This window comes from Pseudonocardia thermophila (assembly GCF_900142365.1).
In the GTDB taxonomy this organism is placed as follows: domain Bacteria; phylum Actinomycetota; class Actinomycetes; order Mycobacteriales; family Pseudonocardiaceae; genus Pseudonocardia; species Pseudonocardia thermophila.
In genome coordinates, this window is record NZ_FRAP01000003.1 from 345,434 (window position 1) to 368,159 (window position 22,726).

The following is a 22,726-nucleotide window of genomic DNA, read 5'->3' on the forward strand; positions in this document are numbered from 1 at the left end:
CGAATCGGGTGTTCGGAGAAACCGAACGCCGGCCTAGGCTGGTCGGCGTGCGCGTCGAGCACCTGCGGACGGCGATCGCGCTGATGCGGTACGGCACCGTCAACCGGACCGCCGCTGAACTGGGGCTGGCTCCGTCCTCGGTGTCGGACCGGGTCCGCCGGCTGGAGTCGGCCCTCGGCGCGGCCCTCTTCCGGCGGGATCGGGACGGGATGCACCCGACACCGGCGGGACGGGCGTACCTCCTCGCCGCCGCCGAGGGGCTCGACGTGCTCGACGCGGCGGCCGCCCGGCTGCGGGAGCCGCTGACAGCAGTGACGGTCGGCGCCCAGGTCGCGATCTGCGACGCGGTGCTGCCCGATGTGCTGGCCGTCCTCGAGCGCCGCTGGCCCGGGCTGACCGTGACCGTCAAGCCCGACTCCGACCGGAGCCGGCTGCTGGACGGACTGCTCCGCGGCGAGCTGGACGCCGTGCTGCTGCTGGACACCGGGCCTGCGCTGGGCGATCTCGGTTACCCGGTGCCCGACTCGGACCTGACCCACGCCGATCTGCGCGCCGTCCCGATGGTCGCGGTCGCCGGACCGGGGCATCCCCTGCTCGGCCACCCGGTCCGCCCGGCCGATCTCCGCCGGGACGCCACCCTGCTCGGGCAGGAGTCACGGTGCGCGTTCTGGCTGGCCACCCGGCGGTGGCTCGGTCCGGGCACGCAGCTGACCGCGGTCGGCGGGCTCGCCCAGGTGCGCGACTGGGTCGCGGCCGGGCGCGGCGTCGCGGTGCTGCCCGGCTTCGCCGTCCGGGACGACCTGGCGTCGGGTCGGCTGGCCGCGCTGGACATGGCTCCGCCGCCGTTGCAGCTGCGCCTGGTCTGGCGGTCCTCGCGCGGTGCGACCGAGCCGGTGCGCACCCTGCTGTACGCCCTGTCGCAGGCCTGAGCCGTCGGCGAACGCTCAGCCTGCGCTCAGGTCCGGCAGGCATGCTGGGTTCATGACGATCCTTGACCACCCGTCGCGGGTGACGTCCGGTTCGGCGACGCGACGGGGGGTCCGTGCGGTGGCCGCGGACGCGGTGGCGGTGCAGGGCCGCGTCGCCGCGGTCGCGGACGGCGTGGGCGACACCGAGCAGGCGGCGCTGGCCGCGCGCGGCGCGGTGGACGTGGCGGTGCACGTGGCTGCGGCCGGCCGGGGCCCGCTGGCGGCCGTGCTCGCCGCGGCGGCTGCGGTGCGGCAGTCGACGGAGGCAGGCGACGCCGTCCTCGTCGTCGCCGCGGGCCGCGCGGACGGCGGCTGGGACGTGGCCTGGGTCGGCGACGCCGTGGCGCTCCTGCACGACGGGCGCGTGGTGCGCCCGGTGACGCACGAGCACACGGTGGCGGCCCAGTTGCGCGCCCAGGGCGTGCGGGTTGCGCCGCAGTGGGACAACGTGGTGACGACGAGCCTGCGCACCGTCCGCCCCGACGAGGTGGGGACGGCGTCGTGCCCGCCCGGCACCCTCGTGCTGCTCACGGACGGGGTGCACCGCACACTCGAACCGGGGGAGATCGCCGACGCGATCACCGGTTCCCCGGATCCGCAGCGAGCCGCGGAGCGGCTGGTCGAGGCGGCGCTGGCTGCGGGCGCGCAGGACAACGTGACCGCGGCGGTGCTGGCCGGCTGAGCCGCTGACCCGACGGTCAGAGCTCGCGCAGGTCGCGCACGGCGATGACCGTCTGCCCGCTGTCGCGCAGGTTCCGCAGCTGGGTGGCCGGGTCCGCGGGCAGCGAGGTGGGCGGGTTCGCCGGGACGTGCGCCTCCGGCGTGCTGCGCGGCCGCATCCGGGCGGCCGTGAGGCCCATCGCGATCACGATGAGCACGACCGCCGGGATCCGCGCGTTCATCAGCAGGCTCGCGCCGGTGAGCACCAGGACGACGAGCTGCACGAGGTCCAGCAGGCGGCGCTCCCGCATGCCGACCGTCCCTTTCCGATCTTGCTTGCTCCCTCGGGGCGAAGCGTGATGACCGCGTCAGGCCTTGCTGGCACCTCCCGCAGGCGGCTGGATGTGGATGACCCGGTCGTCGGTGGGGCCGGGCTCGCCGCCCGCCTTGTTGACCGTGCCGAGCCACAGCAGGCCGTCCCGGCTCGGCGCGGCCGCGGAGAGCCTGCCGTACGTGCCGGCCAGCAGCGTCTCGGGATCACCGGTGAACCCACCGGTCGGGCCGGGGCGCAGCACGAACAGGGACGCGTCCTGCGTCTGCGCGATCGCGAGCACCCCGGGTGCGGCCATGCAGCCGGCCACGCCGGGCCGGTTCGGCCACGTCCAGGCCGGGGCCGGCAGCTCGCCCGGCTGGACCCGGTGCAGCACGTCCCGGCCGGCGGCGTGGTCGGTCACCCACACGATCTGGCTCTGCGGATCGACGCAGATCCCGCCCGGATCGGTCACACCCGACGACAGGACGGGTGAGCCGGGCTCCGGGTTGCCCTGGCCGGGCTTGCCGAGCGTGTCGATGCGCAGCACCTTGCCGGCGGTCGAGCGCGGGTCTGCGCCCGCCCCGCCCGCGTCGCCGGTGGCGACGAGCAGCGACCCGTCGACGTCGACGACGAGCGCCCCCGCGTTGTGCGTGGCCCCGCGCGGGATCCCGGCGAGCACCGGCTTGGGCGGTTCGCCCGGGGCGATGCGCACGACGCGGTTGTCGGTGCGGGTGGTGATGTAGGCGTAGAGCAGCTGGTCCTCGTCGTAGCCGGGGGAGAGGACGAGGCCGGTCAACCCGCCGCCGCCGGTCGGGTCGACCTCGACCGTGGTGATCAGCTGCGGGTCGCGGCCCTTGCGCACCTTCAGGATGCGGCCGGTGGTGCGTTCGCCGACGATCGCGGTGTCCGGCTCGGGCAGCGGGGCGACCGCGCCGACCGGTTCGAGGCACGTGGCCACCACCTGCGGATCCGGGTCGGGGCAGCGCACCTGCGGCGTGGACTGCCCGCCCCGGCCGGGGGAGCCCGGCGCATCCGGGTCGGTCGGTGGCGCCTGGGGATCGGGGATCGTGGGCGGCCCGCCCAGCTCACCCCGGTTCTCGATCTTCTCGCGCCACTCCCGTGGTCCGTTGTCGGGGAACGTCGCGCACCCGGCGACCAGGAGCGTGAGCGCCACTGCGGCGACCGCGCGTCGCATCCGTCCCACCCGTGCGAGGGTAGAACCGGCGAGGTAAGCGGCGGGTGAGGGACGATCCGGCTACCCTCCCCGCATGACGGACTCCACGAGCACGATCCCCGACTTCAGCCAGGGGTTCGGCGCCTCGGACTCCACCGCGACGACGCGCCCCACTCGCCGCGCGCTGGCCTGGAACCCGGCGACCGACGTCGGGCTGCTGATCCTGCGGTTCGTCGTCGGCGGGATCGTGTTCGCGCACGGCATGCAGAAGGTCTTCGGGATGTGGGGTTACCCGGGGATCGGCGAGTTCACCCGCTCCGTGACGGCGGCCGGCTACCAGCAGCCGGTCGCGCTGGCGTGGGCCACCGGCATCGCGGAGGTGGTCGCCGGCGCGTTCGTCGTCCTCGGGCTGATCACGCCGCTCGCCGCCGCCGCGATCCTCGCCATCAAGATCAACGCGGTGGCGTTGGCGGTTGGTGCCGGGGCGGCCCTGCTGCCGCAGATGGCGCCCGTCGCCGTCGAGGGCGACGTCGTGCTCGGTGCCGCGGCCGCCGCGCTCGTGCTCACCGGGCCCGGCCACATCGCGCTGGACAACGGGCGCACCTGGCACCGGCGGCCCGCCCCGTGGGGCGTGCTGGCGCTGATCATCGGCGTCGCCGTCGGCGTGCTGGTGTACGTGCTGATGCGCGGTTCCGTCGCTGGGTGAGCTGGGACTCCGTGCTCGCGCGCCGGCTGGGCGCGCCGGTGCGGGTGCTCCGACGCGCCCCGCTCGCCGGCGGGTACGTCGCGCGGAGCGTGGAGCGGATCGAGCTGGACGTCGGCGGCCGGCCACGCACGATCGTGCTCAAGCGCACCGACCCGACCGAGGTCGCGGCGATGCGCGCGCTGGCCGTGGTCCGCGGGATCCGGCGCGGCCAGGCGCTCGCGATCGGGCCGGACTGGCTCGTGCTGGACCACGTCGACGGCACCCCGCTCGACCCGGCCGAACCGGTGCCCGCCGAGATCTGGGAGGTGCTCGCCCGGGTGCACGCGCAGTGGTGGGGCAAGCGCCCGCGCGGGCTGCCCGTCGTCGATGCGCCGTTCTGGCGCAGCCTGGTGGACCGCACGCTGGTCGCCGTGCGCGGCGGCGCCGAGCGGACCGGTGAACCGGAGTACCGCGCCGCGGCACGGGCGCTGGCGGGCTGGCGCACCGATCCGGTGATCGAGGCGGCGCTCGCGCTGCTGCCGCGCACCCTCGTCCACTCCGACGTGCACCGGGGCAACGTCCTGGTCGATGCCGACGGGCCGGTGCTGATCGACTGGGGCAACGCCCGGGTCGCCCCGGCCGACGTCGACCTCGCGGTCCCGTCGGCACAGGCCCCGTGCCCCACCGAGCCGTACGAGGAGGCGTTCGCGCAGATCACCGGTGGTGCCGACCGTCGGACCGCGATAGCGCAGCCGTGGGCGTGGCTGCACGTCCACGTCCAGTACCTCGGCTTCGCCGCCGATCACCTCGGTGCCACCCGGGTGGCCGAGATGATCGACGAGGCGAGCCGCGCGCACGCCCGGCTGCGCAGCGTGCTGGGCTGACTGCCCGGTTCAGTGCCGGCCGAGCAGGTTGTCGGCCACGTTCTGCAGGTGCGCGCGCATCGCCTCCTGCGCCCCCTCGGGATCGCGGTCGTGCAGCGCCTCGACGATGGTGGTGTGCTCGGCGTGGTAGCAGGCCCGCCGCTGCGGTGTCGACGTGCGCCGTTTCAGGCTGCCCCACACCGGTAGTGCCCGGGCCGTGTTCATCACGTCGAACATCGTCATCAGCAGCCCGTTGTGCGCGGCGAGCGCGATGGCGCGGTGCAGGCGGGCGTCGGCGGCCTCGAACGATTCGAAGTCCTCCGCGGCCCCGCCGGCGTCCAGCTCGGTGCGGATGCGGGCGAGATCGGCGCTCGTGGCGATGCGCGCGGCGAGCGCCGCGACCGGTGGTTCGATGACCAGCCGGACCTGCATGATCTCCGCCGGGCTGGTGTCCGGCGGTGCGTCGCCTGCCGGTCGGTGCCCGACGTCGGTGCGGAACGTGCCCCGGCCGACGTGCCGCTCGATCAGCCCCTCGGACTCCAGCGCGTCGAGCGCGCGCCGGATCGTGCTGCGCGGAGCGGACAGCATCTCGGCCAGCGCCCGCTCGGTGGGCAGCTTCGCGCCCGGTCCGAGGGTGCCGTCCGCCGCGCCCTCGTCGAGCAGGGCGCGCAGCTGCTGTTCCACGGTCCGCACGCCCGCACGGTATCCCATCGAACCAATCGAAACCAATTCATTGGGATACATCCCACCTTGGACAGGCGCACGGTGACGGAGTACGGTCCCGAGTGGGCTTGATTGGTATCAATGGTTCAGATTGGTTCAACGCGATGAGACTCGTGACCTTCTCGACCGGCGACGCACCGCGGATCGGTGCGGTGGTGGAGCGGTCGGGCGCCGACGCGGTGGCCGACCTGTCCGCCGCGCTCCCCGCCGGCACCACGGTGCTCGACGTGATCGAGGGCTGGGCGGAGCTGGCCGCCCAGGTCGCGGCCGCCGCCGAGGCGGCCACCACCACGTACCCGCTCGACCAGGTCGATCTGCGCGCGCCGTTCACCCTGCGCCGTGACATGTTCTGCGTGGGCAAGAACTACCGCGAGCACGCGATCGAGTTCGGCCGCTCCGGCTACGACCAGCCGGACCGTTCAGAGGAGCTGCCCGAGCACCCGATCGTCTTCACGAAGGCGACGACGTCGCTCAACGGCCCGTTCGACGACGTCGAGTCCCACCCCGGTGTCACCAGCGAGCTGGACTACGAGGCCGAGCTGGGCGTGATCATCGGCCGCGGCGGGCGCGGCATCTCCCGCGAGGACGCCTACGACCACGTCTGGGGCTACACGATCGTCGACGACATCACCGCCCGCGACCTGCAGCGCCGCCACAAGCAGTGGACGATCGGCAAGTCGCTCGACACCCACTGCCCGCTCGGCCCGTACGCGGTCAGCGCCGACGAGGTGCCGGACGTGGCCGCGCTGGTCGTGGAGTCGCGCGTCAACGGCGAGCTGCGGCAGTCGGCCCCGGTCAAGGACCTGATCTTCGACATCCCCGAGCTGATCGCGACGCTGTCCGCGGGCATCACGCTGCTGCCCGGCGACGTCATCGCCACCGGCACGCCGGCCGGTGTCGGTATCGGCTTCGATCCGCCCCGCTTCCTCAAGAGCGGAGACGTCGTCGAGGTCTCGATCACCGGCCTCGGCGCCCAGCGCAACCGCATCGCCTGATCCCGAACGAAAGGACCGACGTGCAGGTCAACGGCAAGGAACTGGCCGTCGAGATCGACGGCGACGGCCCGGCGGTGCTGCTCGTGCACGGCCTGGGCGGAACGAGCAACTTCTACCAGGTGCAGGCCGACGCGCTCGCCGCCGACCACAAGGTGGTCCGGGTCGACCTCGCAGGGGCCGGCCGCTCGCCCGTGCCCGCGGGCGAGATCAGCATCGCCTCGCACGCCGACGATCTCGCCGCGCTGCTCGACGCGCTGCAGATCCCGTCGGCGGCGGTCGTCGGGCACTCGATGGGCACGCTCGTCGTGCGCACCCTCGCTGCCCGCCACCCCGGAAGGGTCACCGCGATGGCGCTGCTCGGCGCCGTCGCCGAACCGGCCGAGGCCGGCCGGCAGGCCCAGCGCGACCGCGCCGCCACCGTGCGCGCCCAGGGCATGGTGGCCGTGGCGCCCGGTGTGGTCGCCAACGCGCTGTCCGAGACGACCCGGCGCGACCGGCCGGAGGTGGCCGCGTTCGTCCGGGAGCTGCTGATGCGCCAGGACCCGGAGGGCTACGCCCGCAACTGCGAGGCGCTCGCCGCCGCCACCGACCCGGGCCCGATCGACTCCGCGGTGCCGCTGCTGCTGATCACCGGCACCGACGACAAGGTCGGCCCGGAGCAGGTCTCGCGCGATCTCGCCGCCGCCCACGGCGGCGCGACCGTCGAGATCCTGCCCGGTGTCGGGCACTGGACGGCGCTCGAGGCCGCGGGCCCCGTCACCGATCTGCTGCGCAAGTTCGTCTGAACGCTCCCGAGTCCAGGGCCGAGTCCCACCCGAGTTCCCTCAGAGACGAGGAGACACCCGCCATGAGCGCGATCCTGTTCCGCAACGTCAACATCCTCGACTCCACCGGCGCCGACCCGTACCCGGGCGACGTCCTCGTCGAGGACGACCGCATCGCCGCCGTCGGCACCGTCGATCCCGCCCGGGCCGCCGGCGCCCGCGTCATCGAGGGGCGCGGCCGCACCCTCATGTCCGGGCTGTGCGACGCGCACACCCACTTCTCGTGGAACAACTCCGCCGACCTCGACGGCCTGGGCACCATGCCCGTCGAGGAGCACCTGCTGTTCGCCATCGAGTCCGCCCGCACGTACATCGACTGCGGCTACACGATGTGCGTCGGCGCGGCGAGCGCCAAGGAACGCCTCGACGTCGTCTGCCGGGACGCGATCAACGCCGGCCGCATCCCCGGCCCGCGCTACCTGGCCAACGGCCCGGAGATCGCCGTCACCGGCGGCGCGCTGGTCAAGTCCATCACCAAGTTCGCCGACGGCCCCGAGGGCATGCGCAAGGCCGTGCGGGAGCTGGTCGACATCGGTGTGGACCAGATCAAGCTCTCCATGACCGGCGAGGAGATCACCGGCACCAAGCACGCCCAGGACACCTACTTCTCCGAGGAGGAGGTGGCCGCCGCCGTCGCCGAAGCCCACCGGCGCGGCATCCGCGTGACCGCCCACGCCCGCTCGGCGGAGAGCGTGAAGATGTGCGTCCGCAACAAGGTCGACATCATCTACCACGCCTCCTTCACCGACGAAGAGGGCATGGACATGCTCGAGGCCAACAAGGACCGGGTGTTCGTCGCCCCGGGCATCAACTGGCTGATCGCCACCCTCTACGAGGCCGAGGCCTTCGGGTACCCGCAGGAGGCCGCCGAGGCCGCCGGGTACAAGGAGGAGCTGGAGATCGCCACCGAGGGGCTGCGGGAGATGCACCGCCGCGGCATCAAGATCCTCCCCGGTGGCGACTACGGCTTCGCGTGGACGCCGCACGGCACGTACGCACGGGATCTGCAGCACTTCGTCGAGCGGCTCGGCTTCACCCCGATGGAGGCGATCATCGCCGCCACGGCGTGGGGTGGGGAGATCATGATGCGGCCGAACGAGCTGGGGAAGGTGCAGCCGGGGTACCTGGCGGACCTGCTGCTCGTCGACGGGGATCCGCTGGCCGACATCACGATCCTGCAGGACCGGGATCGGCTGCACGGGATCATGAAGGACGGGCGGTTCCACAAGGAGCCTCAGGACTGAGGTCCTCGGTACCGGATCCTCGGTATCGGGTTCGCGGTATCGGGTTCGCGGTATCGGCCGCGGGGCTGCTCGACCCCGCGGCCGGTCCTCCTCCGGAGTCTTCTGTGGCGTTGCTCGTGTGTCGGACCTGCCCTCGTTACGACGCTCCGCGGTCGGGGTCCTTCTCCCGGGCCATCGGAGTCGAGCTGCAGGCGTCCGGTGTGGATGTGCGGTTCGTGCAGTGCCTCGGGGGCTGTCCCCGGGACGGAGTTGCCGCTGTCGACGGGCCCGGGAAGGCTCGGGTGCGGTTCACCGGGCTGGACGCCGGCCACGGGGCGGCGTTGATCGCTGCGGCTCGGGCCCATGAGTCGTCCTCGGACGGGCTACCGGAGACCTGGGAGGTGCCCGAGGAGCTTCGGGGGCACGTCAGCTCGGTGACGGTGAAGCGGGCTCCTGCCGGGGCTTCTCGCTGGGGCCGTCGGGGGTGTGACTCGTCGGGGGTGTGACCCGGGGCTTCGCCTCGGTGCCCCGCCGAGGGACTCCGTCCCGGGGTGGGCGAGGTGATCTCGGCAGGAAAGCCGCTCTCCTGCAGGGGCCGGCCGGTGGGCCGCTGAGCCTCGGGACCGGGCACAGCGAGTGCGCCCTGCACGACCACGTCCGGGAGGTCGGCGACGCGGCCGACCTCCCGGACGTGCTGATCAGCGCGTCGTCAGGGGAGCTTGCGAACGGCGCCCTTGTCGGCGCTCGTCGTGAGCGCCGCGTAGGCCCGCAGGGCCTTGCTGACGGGGCGGTCGCGGTCCTTGGGCTGCCAGGGGCGCTCGCTCGCCTCCATCTTGGCGCGGCGCTCGGCGAGGACGTCGTCGGGCACGTCGAGCTCGAGCGTGCGGCTGGCGACGTCGATGACGATGCGGTCGCCGTTCTCGACCAGGCCGATGGTGCCGCCGGCTGCGGCCTCGGGGGAGATGTGGCCGACCGAGATGCCGCTGGTGCCGCCGGAGAAGCGGCCGTCGGTGATGAGCGCGCAGACGCGGCCGAGGCCGGCGCCCTTGAGGAACGCGGTGGGGTGGAGCATCTCCTGCATGCCGGGGCCGCCTGCGGGGCCCTCGTAGCGCACGACGATGACGTCGCCCGGCTTGACCGTCTTGTTCAGGACGACGGAGACAGCCTCCTCCTGGCTCTCCACGACCAGGGCGGGGCCCTCGAAGTGCCACAGCTCCTCGGGGATGCCGGCGGTCTTGATGACGGCGCCGTCCGGGGCCAGGTTGCCGCGGAGCACGGCGAGGCCGCCGTCGCGGGTGTAGGCGTGGGCGACGTCGCGGATGCAGCCGTTCTCGGCGTCGGTGTCGAGGGCGGCCCACCGGTTCGTGGTGGAGAACGCCTCAGTGGTGCGGACGCCGCCGGGGGCGGCGTGGAACAGCTCGATGGCCTCCTCCGACGGGGCCGCGCCGCGGATGTCCCAGGTGTCCAGCCAGGCGGCCAGCGAGGGGGAGTGGATCGCGTGCACGTCCTCGTGGAGCAGACCGGCGCGGCGCAGCTCGCCGAGGATCGCGGGGATGCCACCGGCGCGGTGGACGTCCTCCATGTGGTAGTCGGAGTTCGGCGACACCTTCGCCAGGCAGGGCACGCGGCGGGAGATCTCGTCGATCGCGTCGAGGTCGAAGTCGATCTCGCCCTCCTGGGCGGCCGCGAGGATGTGCAGCACGGTGTTGGTGGAGCCGCCCATCGCGACGTCGAGGGCCATCGCGTTCTCGAACGCCTTGCGGGTGGCGATCGAGCGGGGGAGGACGGACTCGTCGTCGTCGCGGTACCAGCGGGTGGCCAGCTCCATGATCGTGCGGCCGGCCTGCTCGAACAGGGCGCGGCGGGCCGCGTGGGTGGCGAGGGTGGAGCCGTTGCCGGGCAGCGCCAGGCCGAGCGCCTCGGTGAGGCAGTTCATCGAGTTGGCGGTGAACATGCCCGAGCAGGAGCCGCACGTCGGGCAGGCCGACCGCTCGACGAGGGCGAGGCCGTCGTCGTCGACCTGGTTCGACGCCGAGGCGGAGATCGCGGTGATGAGGTCGGTGGGGGCGTGCGCGACCCCGTCGACGACCACGGCCTTGCCGGCCTCCATCGGGCCGCCGGAGACGAAGACGGTCGGGATGTTCAGCCGCAGGGCGGCGTTGAGCATGCCCGGGGTGATCTTGTCGCAGTTGGAGATGCAGACCAGCGCGTCGGCGGCGTGCCCGTTGACCATGTACTCGACGGCGTCGGCGATGATCTCGCGCGAGGGCAGCGAGTAGAGCATGCCGCCGTGGCCCATGGCGATGCCGTCGTCGACGGCGATGGTGTTGAACTCGCGCGCGATGCCGCCCGCGGCGCGCACCGACTCGGCTACGATGTCGCCCAGGTCCTTGAGGTGCACATGGCCTGGGACGAACTGCGTGTAGGAGTTCGCGATCGCGACGATCGGCTTGCCGAAGTCGTCGTCGGTCATGCCGGTGGCGCGCCAGAGCGAGCGGGCGCCCGCAGCGTTGCGGCCGTGGGTGGTGACTCGGGAACGGAGGGCCGGCACGGCTCTGCCTCCAGGAACGTGTGGTGGGAACGAGTGGTGCGGTGGTGGGACAACGCTACGCCCGGTGGCCGGACGCGGTGACGTCAGCCGTCCGCCGACGGGTCCGGCAGCCGGCCGCCGCTGGCCGCGGCCATCGCCGGCAGGTTGCGTACGTGGACGGCCGGCAGGGCCAGCTCGTCGCCGCCGGAGAGCACCGCGCGCACCCGGGTGCTCTTCGTCAGGTGCAGCGAGGTGATCTCCGACCAGGGCACGGTGCGGCGGCCGATGACGTGCCGCACGGTCAGCGCGTCGGGATCCACGACGGTGCGCACGCGCACCGCCCAGACGATCATGCCGACGGGGATCAGGTAGATGAGCCAGAACAGCGGCGCCCCGAACGCGAACGGGGTGGCGCAGAACGCGAACGCGAACGCGACCAGGACCACGAGGGGTGACGGACGGAACACCGCGCGCGGGAGCTCGCGCGCGGCCGCCTCGCCGTCCTGCCCGCTCCGCTCCGCGTCCTGCCGAGCGCCCAGGTCAGCGCCCTCGTCGGCGCCTTCGTCACCGTGCTCGTCCGTGCTCACGACTCCAGGATCCCACTCCGCGCCACGACGTCCGCCGCCCGCCCGGGCGTCCCACGATCTGGTACGCGCCTCCCACCGAATTGACGTCCGCGGCGGACGGCCACTACGGTCGGTCGCATGCGCACGTTCATCGGCCTCGTACTTCTGCGGCGCGTCGACGCCTGAGCAGTACGCGGCCGCCGACGCGCTGACCCTCGCTCCGCCACCCGGCGGCGAGGGTTTTTTCATGCCCGTATGCGCTCGTTGGACGCCACGAGCCGAACTCAGCGAGGCTGAACCGCAGATGACCACCGCCAACCCCCGGTCCGCACCCAAGCCTGCGCCGCCACCGCGGCCCGCGCCGCCTGCCAAGCCGGCCCCGCCTGCGCGCACCGAGCCGATCCACCCGCCCGCCCCGCGCTTCGACCACGTGCCGATGACCGGGGCCCAGTCGCTGGTGCGCTCGCTCGAGGAGATCGGCTGCGAGGTCGTCTTCGGCATCCCGGGCGGCACGATCCTGCCGGCGTACGACCCGCTGCTCGACTCCACGCGGGTGCGGCACGTGCTCGTGCGCCACGAGCAGGGGGCGGGGCACGCGGCCACCGGCTACGCGCAGGCCACCGGCAAGGTCGGGGTGTGCATGGCCACGTCGGGTCCCGGCGCGACCAACCTGGTCACGCCGATCGCCGACGCGTACATGGACTCGATCCCGCTCGTCGCCATCACCGGGCAGCAGACCCGTGCACTGATCGGCACCGACGCCTTCCAGGAAGCCGACATCACCGGCATCACCATGCCGATCACGAAGCACAACATGCTGGTGACCCGGCCGGAGGACATCCCGCGGGCCATCACCGAGGCCTTCCACCTGGCCAGCACCGGCCGGCCCGGCCCGGTGCTGGTCGACATCCCCAAGGACGTCCTGCAGGAGGAGACCACCTTCACCTGGCCGGTGGAGATGGAGCTGCCCGGCTACCGGCCGACGACCCGGCCGCACGGGAAGCAGATCCGGGAGGCCGCCAGGCTGATGACCTCGGCGCGGCAGCCCGTGCTCTACGTCGGCGGCGGCGTGATCAAGGCCGAGGCCGCGGCGGAGCTGAAGGAGCTGGCCGAACTCACCGGCATCCCGGTGGTCACCACGCTCATGGCGCGCGGCGCGTTCCCCGACAGCCACCCGCAGCACCTGGGTATGCCCGGCATGCACGGGACCGTGGCGGCGGTCGCGGCGATGCAGCGCTCCGACCTGCTCGTCGCGCTGGGCGCCCGCTTCGACGACCGGGTCACCGGCAAGCTGTCGAGCTTCGCGCCGAACGCGAAGGTCATCCACGCCGACATCGACCCCGCGGAGATCTCCAAGAACCGCCGCGCCGACGTGCCGATCGTCGGCGACTGCAAGGAGGTCATCGCCGAGCTGATCGAGGCGGTGCGGGCCGAGCAGGCGAACGGCCGGGCCGACCTGACCGCATGGTGGGCCGAGCTCGACGACCTGCGCAGGCGGTTCCCGCTCGGCTACGACTGGCCCGCCGACGGGTCGCTCTCGCCCGAGTACGTGATCGAGCGGATCGGCGCCATCGCCGGTCCCGACGCGGTCTACGTCGCGGGCGTCGGCCAGCACCAGATGTGGGCCGCGCAGTTCATCAAGTACGAGAAGCCGCGGTCGTGGCTCAACTCCGGCGGCGCCGGCACGATGGGCTTCGCCGTGCCCGCCGCGATGGGCGCCAAGCTGGCCCGGCCCGACGACGTCGTGTGGTGCATCGACGGCGACGGCTGCTTCCAGATGACCAACCAGGAGCTGGCCACCTGCGCGATCGAGGGCATCCCGATCAAGGTCGCCGTGATCAACAACGGCAACCTGGGCATGGTCCGGCAGTGGCAGAACCTCTTCTACTCGGAGCGGTACTCCAACACCGACCTCGGCACGCACAAGCACCGCATCCCCGACTTCAAGCTGCTCGCCGAGGCGATGGGCTGCGTCGGGCTGCGCGCGGAGAGCAAGGACGAGGTCGACCGGGTCATCCAGCAGGCCATGGAGATCAACGACCAGCCGGTCGTCATCGACTTCGTGGTCGGCGCCGACGCGCAGGTGTGGCCCATGGTCGCGGCGGGCACCAGCAACGACGAGATCATGGCGGCGCGTAACATCCGGCCGCTGTTCGACGGCGACGAGCCGGCGATCAAGGGAACCGTCACCGCGGACACCAAGGTCTCCACCGTGACCGCGGCGGCGCTGCAGGAAGAGGCCGAGGAGTCGGGAGCGTCATGACCGAGCGCCACACCCTGTCGGTCCTCGTCGAGGACAAGCCCGGCGTCCTCGCCCGCGTGGCGGGGTTGTTCTCCCGCCGCGGATTCAACATCGAGTCGCTCGCGGTCGGGCCGACCGAGCACCCGTCGGTGTCCCGCATGACGATCGTCGTCGCCGTCGACGACTTCCCGCTCGAGCAGGTCACCAAGCAGCTCAACAAGCTGGTCCACGTGATCAAGATCGTCGAGCTGGAGCCCTCGGCGTCGGTGCAGCGGGAGCTGCTGCTGGTCAAGGTCCGCGCCGATCCGACGGTGCGCAGCCAGGTGCTGGAGATCGTCGATCTCTTCCGCGCGAAGGCGGTGGACGTCACTCCGGAGGCGGTCACGATCGAGGCCACCGGCACGTCGGACAAGCTCGCTGCGTTGCTCAAGAACCTCGAGCCGTACGGTATCCGGGAGATGGTCCAGTCCGGGATGGTCGCGGTCGGTCGCGGTCCCCGCTCGATCACCGCCGCCGCGATCCGCCCGTAGGAAAGGAACACCCCCAACGCCATGAGCGTGAACATCTACTACGACTCCGACGCCGACCTGTCGATCATCCAGGGCCGCAAGGTCGCGGTGATCGGCTACGGCAGCCAGGGCCACGCCCACTCGCTGTCGCTGCGCGACTCCGGCGTCGAGGTGCGCGTCGGTCTGCCCGAGGGCTCCAAGAGCCGGCAGAAGGCCGCCGACGAGGGCCTCACCGTGGGCACGCCCGCGGAGGTCTCCGCGTGGGCCGACCTGATCATGATCCTGGCCCCGGACACCAAGCAGCGCTTCATCTACGCCGAGGAGATCGCACCGAACCTCAAGAGCGGGGACGCGCTGTTCTTCGGCCACGGCTTCAACATCCGCTACGAGCTGATCAAGCCCCCGGCGGACGTCGACGTCGCGATGGTGGCGCCGAAGGGCCCGGGCCACCTGGTGCGCCGCCAGTTCGTCGACGGCAAGGGCGTGCCCGCGCTCATCGCCGTCGAGCAGGACGCCTCCGGCAACGCCAAGGCGCTCGCCCTCTCCTACGCCGCGGCGATCGGCGGCGCCCGCGCGGGCGTCATCGAGACCACGTTCAAGGAGGAGACCGAGACCGACCTGTTCGGCGAGCAGGCGGTGCTCTGCGGCGGCGCAGCTGCGCTGGTGCAGGCCGGGTTCGAGGTGCTCACCGAGGCCGGCTACGCCCCCGAGATCGCGTACTTCGAGTGCCTGCACGAGCTCAAGCTGATCGTCGACCTCATGTACGAGGGCGGCATCGCCAACGAGCGCTACTCGATCTCCGACACCGCCGAGTACGGCGACCTCACCCGCGGCCCGCGGGTGATCACGCCTGCGGTGAAGGAGGAGATGCGCAAGATCCTCACCGAGATCCAGGACGGCAGCTTCGCCCGTGAGTGGGTCGCCGAGGACGAGGCCGGCCGACCGAACTTCACCAAGCTGCAGCAGGAGGCGGCGGCGCACCCGATCGAGCAGGTCGGGGAGAAGCTGCGCGGCCTGATGAGCTGGGTGGGCCAGAAGGTCAGCTGAGCACGGACCGCAGCGCGCGGCGCCGGTACCCGAGGGTGCCGGCGCCGCGGCGTGTGCACCCGCCGCACGCCGCCCGGCTCCGCCGCGGTGGGCGGAGAATGCGCTTGCGCTCGCGGGGCATGATCGTGCCGTGACACAGCGACGGGGGGAGTACGGGATCGACGCGCCGGCCGTTCCGGCGGCGATGCTCGGGCTGGGCGCGGCGGCGGTGGTACCGGCGGTCACCGGGTTCCCGGTGCGTGCGCTGCGTGCGTGGTGGGCACTGATGGCGGCGCTGTTGCTGGGCTCGGCCGCCTCTTACCTGTACACGACGCGCCGGGGCAAGTTCGCCGTCTGGGCGGACGTGCTCGACGAGCTCGGCCTGCGCGGCGACGAGCAGGTCCTGGACCTGGGGTGCGGGCGCGGCGCGGTGCTGCTGGCCGCGGCGCAGCGTCTGCACGCCGGAGGCCGCGCCGTCGGGGTCGACCTGTGGCGCAGCGTCGACCAGTCCGGCAACCTCGAGGCCGCCACCGCGGCGAACGCCCGCGCCGAGGGTGTCGCGGACCGGGTGGAGCTGCGCACCGCTGACCTGACCGACCTGCCGTTCCGCGACGGCGAGTTCGACGTCGTGCTCTCCAGCCTCGCGATCCACAACATCCCGACCGCCGACGGCCGGGCCTCCGCGGTGGCCGAGGCGGTCCGGGTGCTGCGGCCGGGCGGCCGGCTGGCGATCGCCGACATCCAGCACGTCCCCGCGTACGCCGATCAGCTGCGCCACCTCGGGCTCGCGCCGCAGGTGCGCCCGCTCGGTCCGCGCGCCTGGTACGGGGGCCCGTGGATGGCCACGTCCTTGGTGACGGCCACGCGACCTGCCTGAGCCGGCCCCGACGAGCTGACCGGCTCGGCCACCGGTCGTCCTACGATCGCGTAGGTCAGTCCACCGAACCGGGAGCCCCACACCGCCGTGAGCACCGCTGCCAGCCGTCCCGTCGTCCTCCTCGCCGAGGAGCTCGCACCGTCCGCGGTGGAGATGCTCGGCCCTGATCTCGAGATCCGCCGCGTCGACGGCACCGACCGACAGGCGCTGCTCGCTGCCGTCACCGACGTCGACGCACTCGTCGTCCGCTCGGCGACCCTCGTCGACGCCGATGTGCTCTCCGCGGCCGGCCGGCTGAAGGTCGTGGCCCGCGCAGGCGTCGGCCTGGACAACGTCGACGTCGACGCCGCCACCGCTCGCGGGGTGATGGTGGTCAACGCGCCCACCTCCAACATCGTCAGCGCCGCCGAGCACGCCATCGCGCTCATGCTGGCGGTGGCGCGCCGCATCCCGGCCGCGGACGCGAGCCTGCGCGCCGGCAAGTGGGCGCGCAGCTCGCTGACCGGCGTCGAGCTGAACGGGAAGACGGCCGGCATCGTCGGGCTCGGCCGGATCGGGCAGCTGGTCGCGCAGCGGCTGGCCGCGTTCGGCGTCCACCTCCTCGCCTACGACCCCTACGTGGCGCCCGCCCGGGCTGCGCAGCTGGGCATCGAACTGGTCTCGCTGGAGGAGCTGCTGCGCCGCGCCGACCTCATCACGATCCACCTGCCGAAGACCCCGGAGACCCTGGGGTTGATCGGCAAGGACCAGCTGGCGCTCACCAAGCCCGGCGTGATCATCGTCAACGCCGCGCGCGGCGGCCTGGTCGACGAGGTCGCGCTGGCCGAGGCCGTGCGCTCCGGGCACGTCGGCGGTGCCGGCATCGACGTCTACGAGACCGAGCCCACGACGTCGAGCCCGCTGTTCGAGCTGCCGCAGGTCGTCGTCACCCCGCACCTGGGCGCCTCAACCGTCGAGGCGCAGGACCGGGCCGGCACCGACGTCGCGCGCTCGGTGAAGCTGGCGCTGGCCGGCGAGTTCGTGCCCGACGCGGTGAACGTCCAGGGCGGGGCCGTGGACGAGGAGGTGCGGCCCTGGCTGCCGCTCGTGCAGAAGCTGGGCACCGTCCTCTACGCGGTCGCCGGCGGCGTCCCGACCACCGTCACGGTCGAGGTCGCCGGGGAGCTGGCCGCGTACGAGGTGTCGGTGCTGCGGCTGGCCGCGCTGCGCGGGCTGTTCACCCACGTCGTCGAGGACCAGGTGACGTTCGTGAACGTGCCCCGGCTGGCCGCCGAGCGCGGGATCGGTGTGGAGCTGACCACCACGCCCGAGAGCGACAACTTCCGCAGCGTGGTGCAGCTGCGCGCGGCCATGCCGGACGGGACGTCCGCGACGGTTTCCGGCACGCTCTCCGGCCGGGCGCAGGTGGAGAAGCTCGTCGAGATCAACGGACGGCACTTCGACCTGCGCGCCGAGGGCAACCTGCTGCTGCTGGAATACGCCGACCGCCCCGGTGTGATGGGTCGAGTCGGCTCGCTGCTCGGCGAGGCCGCCGTGAACATCGAGGCCGCGCAGATCAGCCAGACCACCGACGGGACCGACGCGATCATGCTGCTGCGCGTCGACCGGCCCGTCGACCCGGCCGTGCTGGACCCGATCGGGGCGTCGGTCGGGGCTGTCACGACGCGGCTGATCTCGTTCCGGGACTGAGCCGCCGGCCCGCCCCGATCGCCCGATCGGGTGGTGGACAGCCGGCCGGGAGCGGTGCGGATCGCACCGGTGGACCCTCGGCCGCCACCCTCCGTGTCCCTCGTCCCGGTGATGTCCGCCGCCGGTCGTCCCGGCGTCGTCATCGCGTTTGCCCTGGTCGGAGTGGCTCGTGGCTCGGTGGGTCCGCGGCCGGGGCGGCGGCCGGGGCGTCGTCACGACAAGTGGGGGCCTCGTGACGGTTCGGCGCAGGCTAGGGGCACAATGGGCCCGCTCAGGGGGTGTGTCGCTCCTGGGGCGGGCACCGGCGCCGCTCAGCGGGTCCGATTCGCCCGGCAGAGTGACCACCAACGGGTGATGAAGCACGAGAACGGGCCGCGGCTGCAGGTAGCGTGCGGCAAGTTGTCCTAACGGGACACTGGGCTGGAGAGAAGAGGGAACAGGATGCGCCTTGCGGTCATCCCGGGTGACGGAATCGGGCCGGAGGTCATCGAGGAGGCGCTCAAGGTCCTCAACGAGGTCGCCCCGGGCGCCGAGATCACGACCTACGACCTGGGTGCCGCCCGTTGGCACGCGACCGGCGAGCTCCTCCCCGAGACGGTGCTCAACGAGCTCCGCCAGCACGACGCGATCCTGCTCGGCGCCGTCGGGGACCCGTCGGTGCCCAGCGGCATCCTCGAGCGCGGGCTGCTGCTGCGCCTGCGCTTCGAGCTCGACCACCACGTCAACCTGCGCCCGGCCAAGCTCTACCCGGGAGTGCGCGGACCGCTGGCCGGCGTGAGCGACATCGACCTGGTCGTCGTGCGGGAGGGGACCGAGGGCCCGTACGTCGGCACCGGCGGCATCCTCCGCAAGGACACCCCGCACGAGATCGCGACCGAGGTCTCCACGAACACCGCGTTCGGCGTGGAGCGGGTCGTCCGCGACGCGTTCCAGCGCGCCGAGCGCCGCCCGCGCAAGCACCTGACGCTGGTCCACAAGACCAACGTGCTGACCTTCGCGGGCGGGCTGTGGTCGCGGATCGTCGAGGAGGTGTCGCTGGAGCACCCCGACGTGTCGGTGTCCTACCAGCACATCGACGCCACGACCATCCACATGGTCACCGACCCCGGCCGGTTCGACGTGATCGTCACCGACAACCTGTTCGGCGACATCCTCACCGACCTCGCCGCTGCCGTCACCGGCGGCATCGGCCTCGCGGCCAGCGGCAACCTCGACGTCAGCCGCCGCAACCCGAGCATGTTCGAGCCGGTGCACGGCAGCGCGCCGGACATCGCCGGCCAGGGCATCGCCGACCCCACCGCCGCGGTCCTGTCGGTGGCGCTGATGCTCGACCACCTCGGCCAGACCGACGCGGCCCGCCGCATCGAGGCCGCGGTGGCCTTCGACCTGGCCACCCGCGACCACAGCGCGACCGGGCACACCCGCTCGATCGGCGACCGGCTCGCCGCGCTCGTCAGCACGCACGTGGCGGCGCCGAACTGAGGCTCTTCGCGCGGGGTCCGGTCGGGGCCGCGGCGAGTCGCCTATGGACGTGATCCACCTCCACGGCGCTCGGGTGGCGCGCTCGGGACTGCCCGCACCGCGCCCGGCCGAGCACTACCGGAGAGCGGCCACGACGCTGTCGACGTGAAAGCGCGCGGGCCGGGCTCGGTGACGAAGGAGCCGGGCGCGAACACCGCTGAAGCTCCCGCCGAGGCAATCGACCTCGACTGCGCCTCGGCTCGCACCACCCGGACTGCCGACCTCGCCTGGCCGAGTGCTGCCCCTGCACGAAGGTGACCACCTAGCCGTCGACTGAAGGCGCGCGAGCCCGAGCTCTGCGACGGAGGGGCCGGAGCGCAGTCATCACTGCGGTGTTCCTGCCATCCCCTTCCGGCGGCCCGTGTGCGGCGAAACCGCCCACCCCGAGAGATCCCCGCCGAACAGCTATCCGCCGACCGCTCACCGCGAATCCCGCTACCACCCACCGCTCCATCGCATGCTCGGGCCGTAACGGTTTACACGCCGTTTACGATCCGACAGTCGGGGAGACGATCAGCGGGCCGTGTCCGGCGGCACCGCTCCAGGGGGCGGAGCAGGGGGTGAGCACGATGCACGCGCGTGTCCCCGCCGCCTGCCGTCCGCTCGCGGCCGCCGCGCTCTGCACCCTCGTCTGGGCGACGTCGCACGCGCTGGCCCTGGCCGTCCTCGCCCACGTCCACGACGAGTCGACGGTGAGGGTGCTGCTCCGCCAGGCCCGCCAGTGGCTGCCCGCGACCGTGATCGCGCTCGCGGTCCTGCTGGGCGTGGTGCTCGTGACGGTCCTCGCCGACGGGCGGCGCCGGCCGTTCGATCCCGGTCTCGGCGGCCTGGTCGCCACTCCCGTGTCGCTCACCCTGCTGGAGTCCGTCGATCCCGCGACCGCCCTCGGTGCCGCCCTCGCGGGCGTCCTGGGCGGCGCCCCGCCGGGCACCCTGCTGGTCGCCGGGACGGTCGTGCACGCGGCGCTGGTGGCCCTCCTGCTGGTGGTCGGCGCGATCGGGTTCGTCCGCATCGCCCGGCCCGGCCCCGTCACGCCCCCGGCGGTGGTCGCCGAGCGCGGCCCGCTGCCCTCCGCCCCTCCGCGCCGGCGCTGCAGCCCGGCGCTGCTCGCCCGGCTGCACCGCGGGCCGCCCGTCCCCGTCCGGCACGCGACGACCCCTGTCCACACCTGGCCGGGTCTCGTCGGCTCGACGGCGTAGGGGATCGCGCTCGCCGGGGCCGGCGGCCGACCGCCTGCTCGAGGAATCCACATGCTCGCACCGCGCCCCGTACCGCACGTCCGCTCGTCCGTGTTCCGCGGCGATCTCGCCGACGAGTGGGACGCGCTCGTCGACCGCGTCGGCGGCTCGCCCTTCCAGCGCCCGGGCTGGTACGCCTGCTGGTGGGACGCGTTCGGCTCGGGCACCCCCGAGCTCGTGACCGTCCGGCGCGACGGCGACCTGGTCGCCGTGCTGCCGCTGGCCCGCCGCGGCCTCGTCGTGCGGACCCTGACCAACTGGCACAGCTTCGTCGACGGCCCGATCACGCTGGACAAGGAGGCCGCCGCCGAGCTCGTTGAGCGCGTCCTGCACCGCGGACGCTGGATGCTGGAGCTCTCCCACCTGCTGCCCGACGACGTCGAGCTGACCCGCCGCGCTGCACAGGCCCGGGGCAGCAGCGTGCAGACGTCGACGGTGCAGCGGTCCCCGTACGTGCCGGCCGACCTCACCTTCGCCGACTACGTCGCCGCCCGCGAGGCCCGGCGGCTGCGGCAGCTGGAGCGCAGGCGGAAGAAGCTAGCCGAGACCGGGCGGGTGACGTTCGAGGTCCACGACGGCCGCGAGGACGCCGACCGCGTGGTGGAGGAGTTCATCCGCGTCGAGGGCCTGGGCTGGAAGGCTGCTGCCGGCACCGCGATCGCCTCGCAGCCGTCGACGGACCGCTTCTACCGCAGCGTCGCCGCCTGGGCCGCCCGGGCCGGCATGCTGCGGCTGCCGATGCTGCGCGTCGACGGCCGGGCGATCGCGGGCGAGCTCGATCTCGCCGACGGGCGCGCGGTGTACTCGCTCAAGGCCGGGTTCGATCCGGCCCTGCGCCAGTGCTCACCCGGTCTGCTGGTGATGCTCGACACCATCGAGTGGTCGCTCGAGCGCGGCCTCGGCTACGAGATGCTCGGCACCGACGAGCCGTACAAGATGCGCTGGGCCGACCAGGTGCACGTCATCCGGCGGATGCGCATCCACCCGCGCACGCCCGCCGGCCAGGCGGCCAGGGGCGCCCGGCTCGGGCTCCGCGCCGCCCGCAAGGGCCTCGCCGTCGGCCGCGAGGTGGCGAAGCGCGCGCTGGCGGCGGTCGCGGAGCGCCGCAGCCAGGCGTCGTGACCCAGGAGGCGGTCGACGGCGGTGCCGGGGACGACCCTGAGGTCCGCCGGGATCGGTCTCGGCGCATGGGGCTCGATCAGGGAGGTCCTCCGCTGTTCGGCGTCGGGATCGGAGCGCGGTCTGCCCCGGCCTGCGGCGACGGGGCGCCGGTGATCCGCGGCGACGAGGTCGACAGCTGATCGGCTTCCCCTCATGGTCGTGGCGTGCTGGACGCGTCGAGCAAGGCGCTCGCCGACGGGTGGGCAACAGATCCTGGAGCGGATTCCGGGTCCCGAGCGCCACTTCCCGCAGCGCGGCAGTGCCTGTCCGCGGTGCCGGGTCTCACGGCTGATCACCCGGAGGCCGGGGTGAGCCGGCCGACGTGCGCTGAGCACCGCCGCGTCCTGTCCCCGGCGGGACCGGTGCGCCGTCAAGACGAGCAGCGGATGTTCCACCGCCGCCCCCGTCACGTCCGTGGACCGAGCCCCGGGAGACCGCGGGCGTCCCATCGCACACACGGACGAACACACACGGAGAAGGCCGATGCGTCCCTCCCTGCGCCCTGGACTGACCGCGCAACTGGACTACGTCGTACCCGCCGAGCGGACCGTGCCGCACCTGTTGCCCGAATCGGCCGAGTTCGCAGTGCTCCCCTCGGTGCTCGCCACGGGATACCTGGTCGGCATCGTGGAGTGGACGTGCATGAAAGCCCTGCACGGGAAGCTCGACGACGACGAGCAGACGCTCGGGGTCCACGTCGACCTCAGCCACGAGGCACCGACCCCACCGGGGGTGCTGCTCACCGTGCGCGCCGAGCTGAGCGCCGTCGAGGGTCGACGCCTGATCTTCACGGTCGAGGCGCGCGACGACGCCGCCACGGTCTGCCGGGGCACTCATCACCGGGCCGTCATCAACGGTGCCCGGTTCCGGGAGCGAATCGCCGCCCGGACGGCGGGCCTCGAACCCCCGTCGGGCGTCGCCCGGACGTGAGCTCCGGGC

General features: G+C 73.1%; 22 protein-coding genes. 17 read left to right on the forward strand and 5 right to left on the reverse strand.

The genetic code is table 11. The features are described from left to right. Positions 1 to 47: 47 nt before the first annotated feature. Both BUE41_RS06090 and BUE41_RS06095 read left to right on the forward strand, forming a co-directional pair. Complete coding sequence (locus BUE41_RS06090; RefSeq protein ID WP_073455847.1) at positions 48 to 929, forward strand: LysR family transcriptional regulator; 882 nt, start codon at positions 48 to 50, stop codon at positions 927 to 929. A 52-nt stretch (positions 930 to 981) separates the two neighbouring features. Continuing rightward, a complete protein-coding gene (locus BUE41_RS06095; protein ID WP_073455848.1) occupies positions 982 to 1,650 on the forward strand; it encodes a PP2C family protein-serine/threonine phosphatase in 669 nt (222 codons plus the stop codon). A gap of 16 nt (positions 1,651 to 1,666) precedes the next feature. Here the strand turns inward: BUE41_RS06095 and BUE41_RS06100 are convergent, their stop codons facing one another. Both BUE41_RS06100 and BUE41_RS06105 read right to left on the reverse strand, forming a co-directional pair. Further along, on the reverse strand, positions 1,667 to 1,939 hold the full coding sequence (locus BUE41_RS06100) for a hypothetical protein (protein WP_073455849.1): 273 nt from the start codon (positions 1,937 to 1,939) through the stop codon (positions 1,667 to 1,669). 57 nt (positions 1,940 to 1,996) lie between these two features. Next, positions 1,997 to 3,136, reverse strand: a complete 1,140-nt coding sequence (locus BUE41_RS06105) for a PQQ-dependent sugar dehydrogenase (RefSeq protein WP_073455850.1) — start codon at positions 3,134 to 3,136, stop codon at positions 1,997 to 1,999. Between the two features lie 73 nt (positions 3,137 to 3,209). On the opposite strand from BUE41_RS06105, the gene BUE41_RS06110 reads away from it, so the two are divergent. Then, positions 3,210 to 3,821, forward strand: coding sequence for a DoxX family protein (locus BUE41_RS06110; protein ID WP_073455851.1), 612 nt, complete (start codon positions 3,210 to 3,212; stop codon positions 3,819 to 3,821). Next, positions 3,818 to 4,684, forward strand: a complete 867-nt coding sequence (locus BUE41_RS06115) for a phosphotransferase (RefSeq protein ID WP_073455852.1) — start codon at positions 3,818 to 3,820, stop codon at positions 4,682 to 4,684. The genes BUE41_RS06110 and BUE41_RS06115 overlap by 4 nt, the downstream gene beginning before the upstream one ends. Positions 4,685 to 4,693: 9 nt before the next feature. Here BUE41_RS06115 and BUE41_RS06120 read toward each other — a convergent pair whose 3' ends face one another. Next, positions 4,694 to 5,356 carry a FadR/GntR family transcriptional regulator gene (locus BUE41_RS06120; protein WP_159444863.1) on the reverse strand — a complete coding sequence of 221 codons (663 nt, stop codon included), beginning with the start codon at positions 5,354 to 5,356 and terminating at the stop codon, positions 4,694 to 4,696. 134 nt (positions 5,357 to 5,490) lie between these two features. Here BUE41_RS06120 and BUE41_RS06125 point away from each other — a divergent pair, with 134 nt between their 5' ends. The 4 genes from BUE41_RS06125 (at position 5,491) to BUE41_RS32835 (ending at position 8,934) form a co-directional block, all read left to right on the forward strand. Then, the gene (locus BUE41_RS06125) at positions 5,491 to 6,381 is read left to right on the forward strand and encodes a fumarylacetoacetate hydrolase family protein (protein WP_073455854.1); all 891 of its coding nucleotides are present in this window, start codon (positions 5,491 to 5,493) and stop codon (positions 6,379 to 6,381) included. A gap of 20 nt (positions 6,382 to 6,401) precedes the next feature. Continuing rightward, entirely contained in the window at positions 6,402 to 7,166 is a 765-nt protein-coding gene (locus BUE41_RS06130; protein ID WP_073455855.1) for an alpha/beta fold hydrolase, read from the forward strand. 62 nt (positions 7,167 to 7,228) lie between these two features. Continuing rightward, positions 7,229 to 8,449 (forward strand): metal-dependent hydrolase family protein, encoded by a 1,221-nt coding sequence (locus tag BUE41_RS06135; protein ID WP_073455856.1) that lies wholly within the window; start codon positions 7,229 to 7,231, stop codon positions 8,447 to 8,449. Between the two features lie 116 nt (positions 8,450 to 8,565). Next, on the forward strand, positions 8,566 to 8,934 hold the full coding sequence (locus BUE41_RS32835; RefSeq protein WP_407691651.1) for a DUF1636 family protein: 369 nt from the start codon (positions 8,566 to 8,568) through the stop codon (positions 8,932 to 8,934). Positions 8,935 to 9,137: 203 nt separating this feature from the next. Here BUE41_RS32835 and ilvD read toward each other — a convergent pair whose 3' ends face one another. Beyond that, entirely contained in the window at positions 9,138 to 10,979 is a 1,842-nt protein-coding gene (gene ilvD, locus BUE41_RS06145) for a dihydroxy-acid dehydratase (RefSeq protein ID WP_073455858.1), read from the reverse strand. 83 nt (positions 10,980 to 11,062) lie between these two features. Continuing rightward, entirely contained in the window at positions 11,063 to 11,545 is a 483-nt protein-coding gene (locus BUE41_RS06150; protein ID WP_084754494.1) for a PH domain-containing protein, read from the reverse strand. 283 nt (positions 11,546 to 11,828) lie between these two features. Between BUE41_RS06150 and BUE41_RS06155 the strand changes: the two genes are divergently transcribed. The 9 genes from BUE41_RS06155 (at position 11,829) to BUE41_RS06200 (ending at position 22,717) form a co-directional block, all read left to right on the forward strand. Beyond that, the gene (locus BUE41_RS06155; protein ID WP_268794435.1) at positions 11,829 to 13,787 is read left to right on the forward strand and encodes an acetolactate synthase large subunit; all 1,959 of its coding nucleotides are present in this window, start codon (positions 11,829 to 11,831) and stop codon (positions 13,785 to 13,787) included. Next, positions 13,784 to 14,296, forward strand: a complete 513-nt coding sequence (ilvN, locus tag BUE41_RS06160; RefSeq protein ID WP_073455859.1) for an acetolactate synthase small subunit — start codon at positions 13,784 to 13,786, stop codon at positions 14,294 to 14,296. Before BUE41_RS06155 ends, ilvN begins: the two co-directional genes overlap by 4 nt. Positions 14,297 to 14,317: 21 nt before the next feature. Then, positions 14,318 to 15,322, forward strand: coding sequence for a ketol-acid reductoisomerase (gene ilvC / locus BUE41_RS06165; RefSeq protein WP_073455860.1), 1,005 nt, complete (start codon positions 14,318 to 14,320; stop codon positions 15,320 to 15,322). A gap of 130 nt (positions 15,323 to 15,452) precedes the next feature. Next, on the forward strand, positions 15,453 to 16,178 hold the full coding sequence (locus BUE41_RS06170; protein WP_200803774.1) for a class I SAM-dependent methyltransferase: 726 nt from the start codon (positions 15,453 to 15,455) through the stop codon (positions 16,176 to 16,178). 87 nt (positions 16,179 to 16,265) lie between these two features. After that, complete coding sequence (gene serA, locus BUE41_RS06175) at positions 16,266 to 17,867, forward strand: phosphoglycerate dehydrogenase (protein WP_073455861.1); 1,602 nt, start codon at positions 16,266 to 16,268, stop codon at positions 17,865 to 17,867. A gap of 441 nt (positions 17,868 to 18,308) precedes the next feature. Then, on the forward strand, positions 18,309 to 19,349 hold the full coding sequence (locus BUE41_RS06180; protein WP_073455862.1) for a 3-isopropylmalate dehydrogenase: 1,041 nt from the start codon (positions 18,309 to 18,311) through the stop codon (positions 19,347 to 19,349). 608 nt (positions 19,350 to 19,957) lie between these two features. After that, a complete protein-coding gene (locus tag BUE41_RS06185) occupies positions 19,958 to 20,587 on the forward strand; it encodes a hypothetical protein (protein ID WP_143171991.1) in 630 nt (209 codons plus the stop codon). Positions 20,588 to 20,638: 51 nt separating this feature from the next. Beyond that, the gene (locus BUE41_RS06190) at positions 20,639 to 21,748 is read left to right on the forward strand and encodes a GNAT family N-acetyltransferase (RefSeq protein ID WP_073455864.1); all 1,110 of its coding nucleotides are present in this window, start codon (positions 20,639 to 20,641) and stop codon (positions 21,746 to 21,748) included. A 522-nt stretch (positions 21,749 to 22,270) separates the two neighbouring features. Continuing rightward, positions 22,271 to 22,717, forward strand: a complete 447-nt coding sequence (locus tag BUE41_RS06200; protein ID WP_073455866.1) for a thioesterase family protein — start codon at positions 22,271 to 22,273, stop codon at positions 22,715 to 22,717. Positions 22,718 to 22,726 lie beyond the last annotated feature (9 nt).

What these genes read in the sequence shown, in the direction of transcription:
- BUE41_RS06185 (WP_143171991.1), top strand. Translation starts at nt 19,958, where the DNA reads ATGCACGCGCGTGTCCCCGCCGCCTGCCGTCCGCTCGCGGCCGCCGCG.
- BUE41_RS06110 (WP_073455851.1), top strand. Translation starts at nt 3,210, where the DNA reads ATGACGGACTCCACGAGCACGATCCCCGACTTCAGCCAGGGGTTCGGC.
- ilvC (WP_073455860.1), top strand. Translation starts at nt 14,318, where the DNA reads ATGAGCGTGAACATCTACTACGACTCCGACGCCGACCTGTCGATCATC.
- BUE41_RS06125 (WP_073455854.1), top strand. Translation starts at nt 5,491, where the DNA reads ATGAGACTCGTGACCTTCTCGACCGGCGACGCACCGCGGATCGGTGCG.
- BUE41_RS06190 (WP_073455864.1), top strand. Translation starts at nt 20,639, where the DNA reads ATGCTCGCACCGCGCCCCGTACCGCACGTCCGCTCGTCCGTGTTCCGC.
- BUE41_RS06200 (WP_073455866.1), top strand. Translation starts at nt 22,271, where the DNA reads ATGCGTCCCTCCCTGCGCCCTGGACTGACCGCGCAACTGGACTACGTC.
- ilvN (WP_073455859.1), top strand. Translation starts at nt 13,784, where the DNA reads ATGACCGAGCGCCACACCCTGTCGGTCCTCGTCGAGGACAAGCCCGGC.
- BUE41_RS06180 (WP_073455862.1), top strand. Translation starts at nt 18,309, where the DNA reads ATGCGCCTTGCGGTCATCCCGGGTGACGGAATCGGGCCGGAGGTCATC.
- BUE41_RS06135 (WP_073455856.1), top strand. Translation starts at nt 7,229, where the DNA reads ATGAGCGCGATCCTGTTCCGCAACGTCAACATCCTCGACTCCACCGGC.
- BUE41_RS06095 (WP_073455848.1), top strand. Translation starts at nt 982, where the DNA reads ATGACGATCCTTGACCACCCGTCGCGGGTGACGTCCGGTTCGGCGACG.
- BUE41_RS06105 (WP_073455850.1), bottom strand. Translation starts at nt 3,136, where the DNA reads ATGCGACGCGCGGTCGCCGCAGTGGCGCTCACGCTCCTGGTCGCCGGG.
- BUE41_RS06155 (WP_268794435.1), top strand. Translation starts at nt 11,829, where the DNA reads ATGACCACCGCCAACCCCCGGTCCGCACCCAAGCCTGCGCCGCCACCG.
- BUE41_RS06100 (WP_073455849.1), bottom strand. Translation starts at nt 1,939, where the DNA reads ATGCGGGAGCGCCGCCTGCTGGACCTCGTGCAGCTCGTCGTCCTGGTG.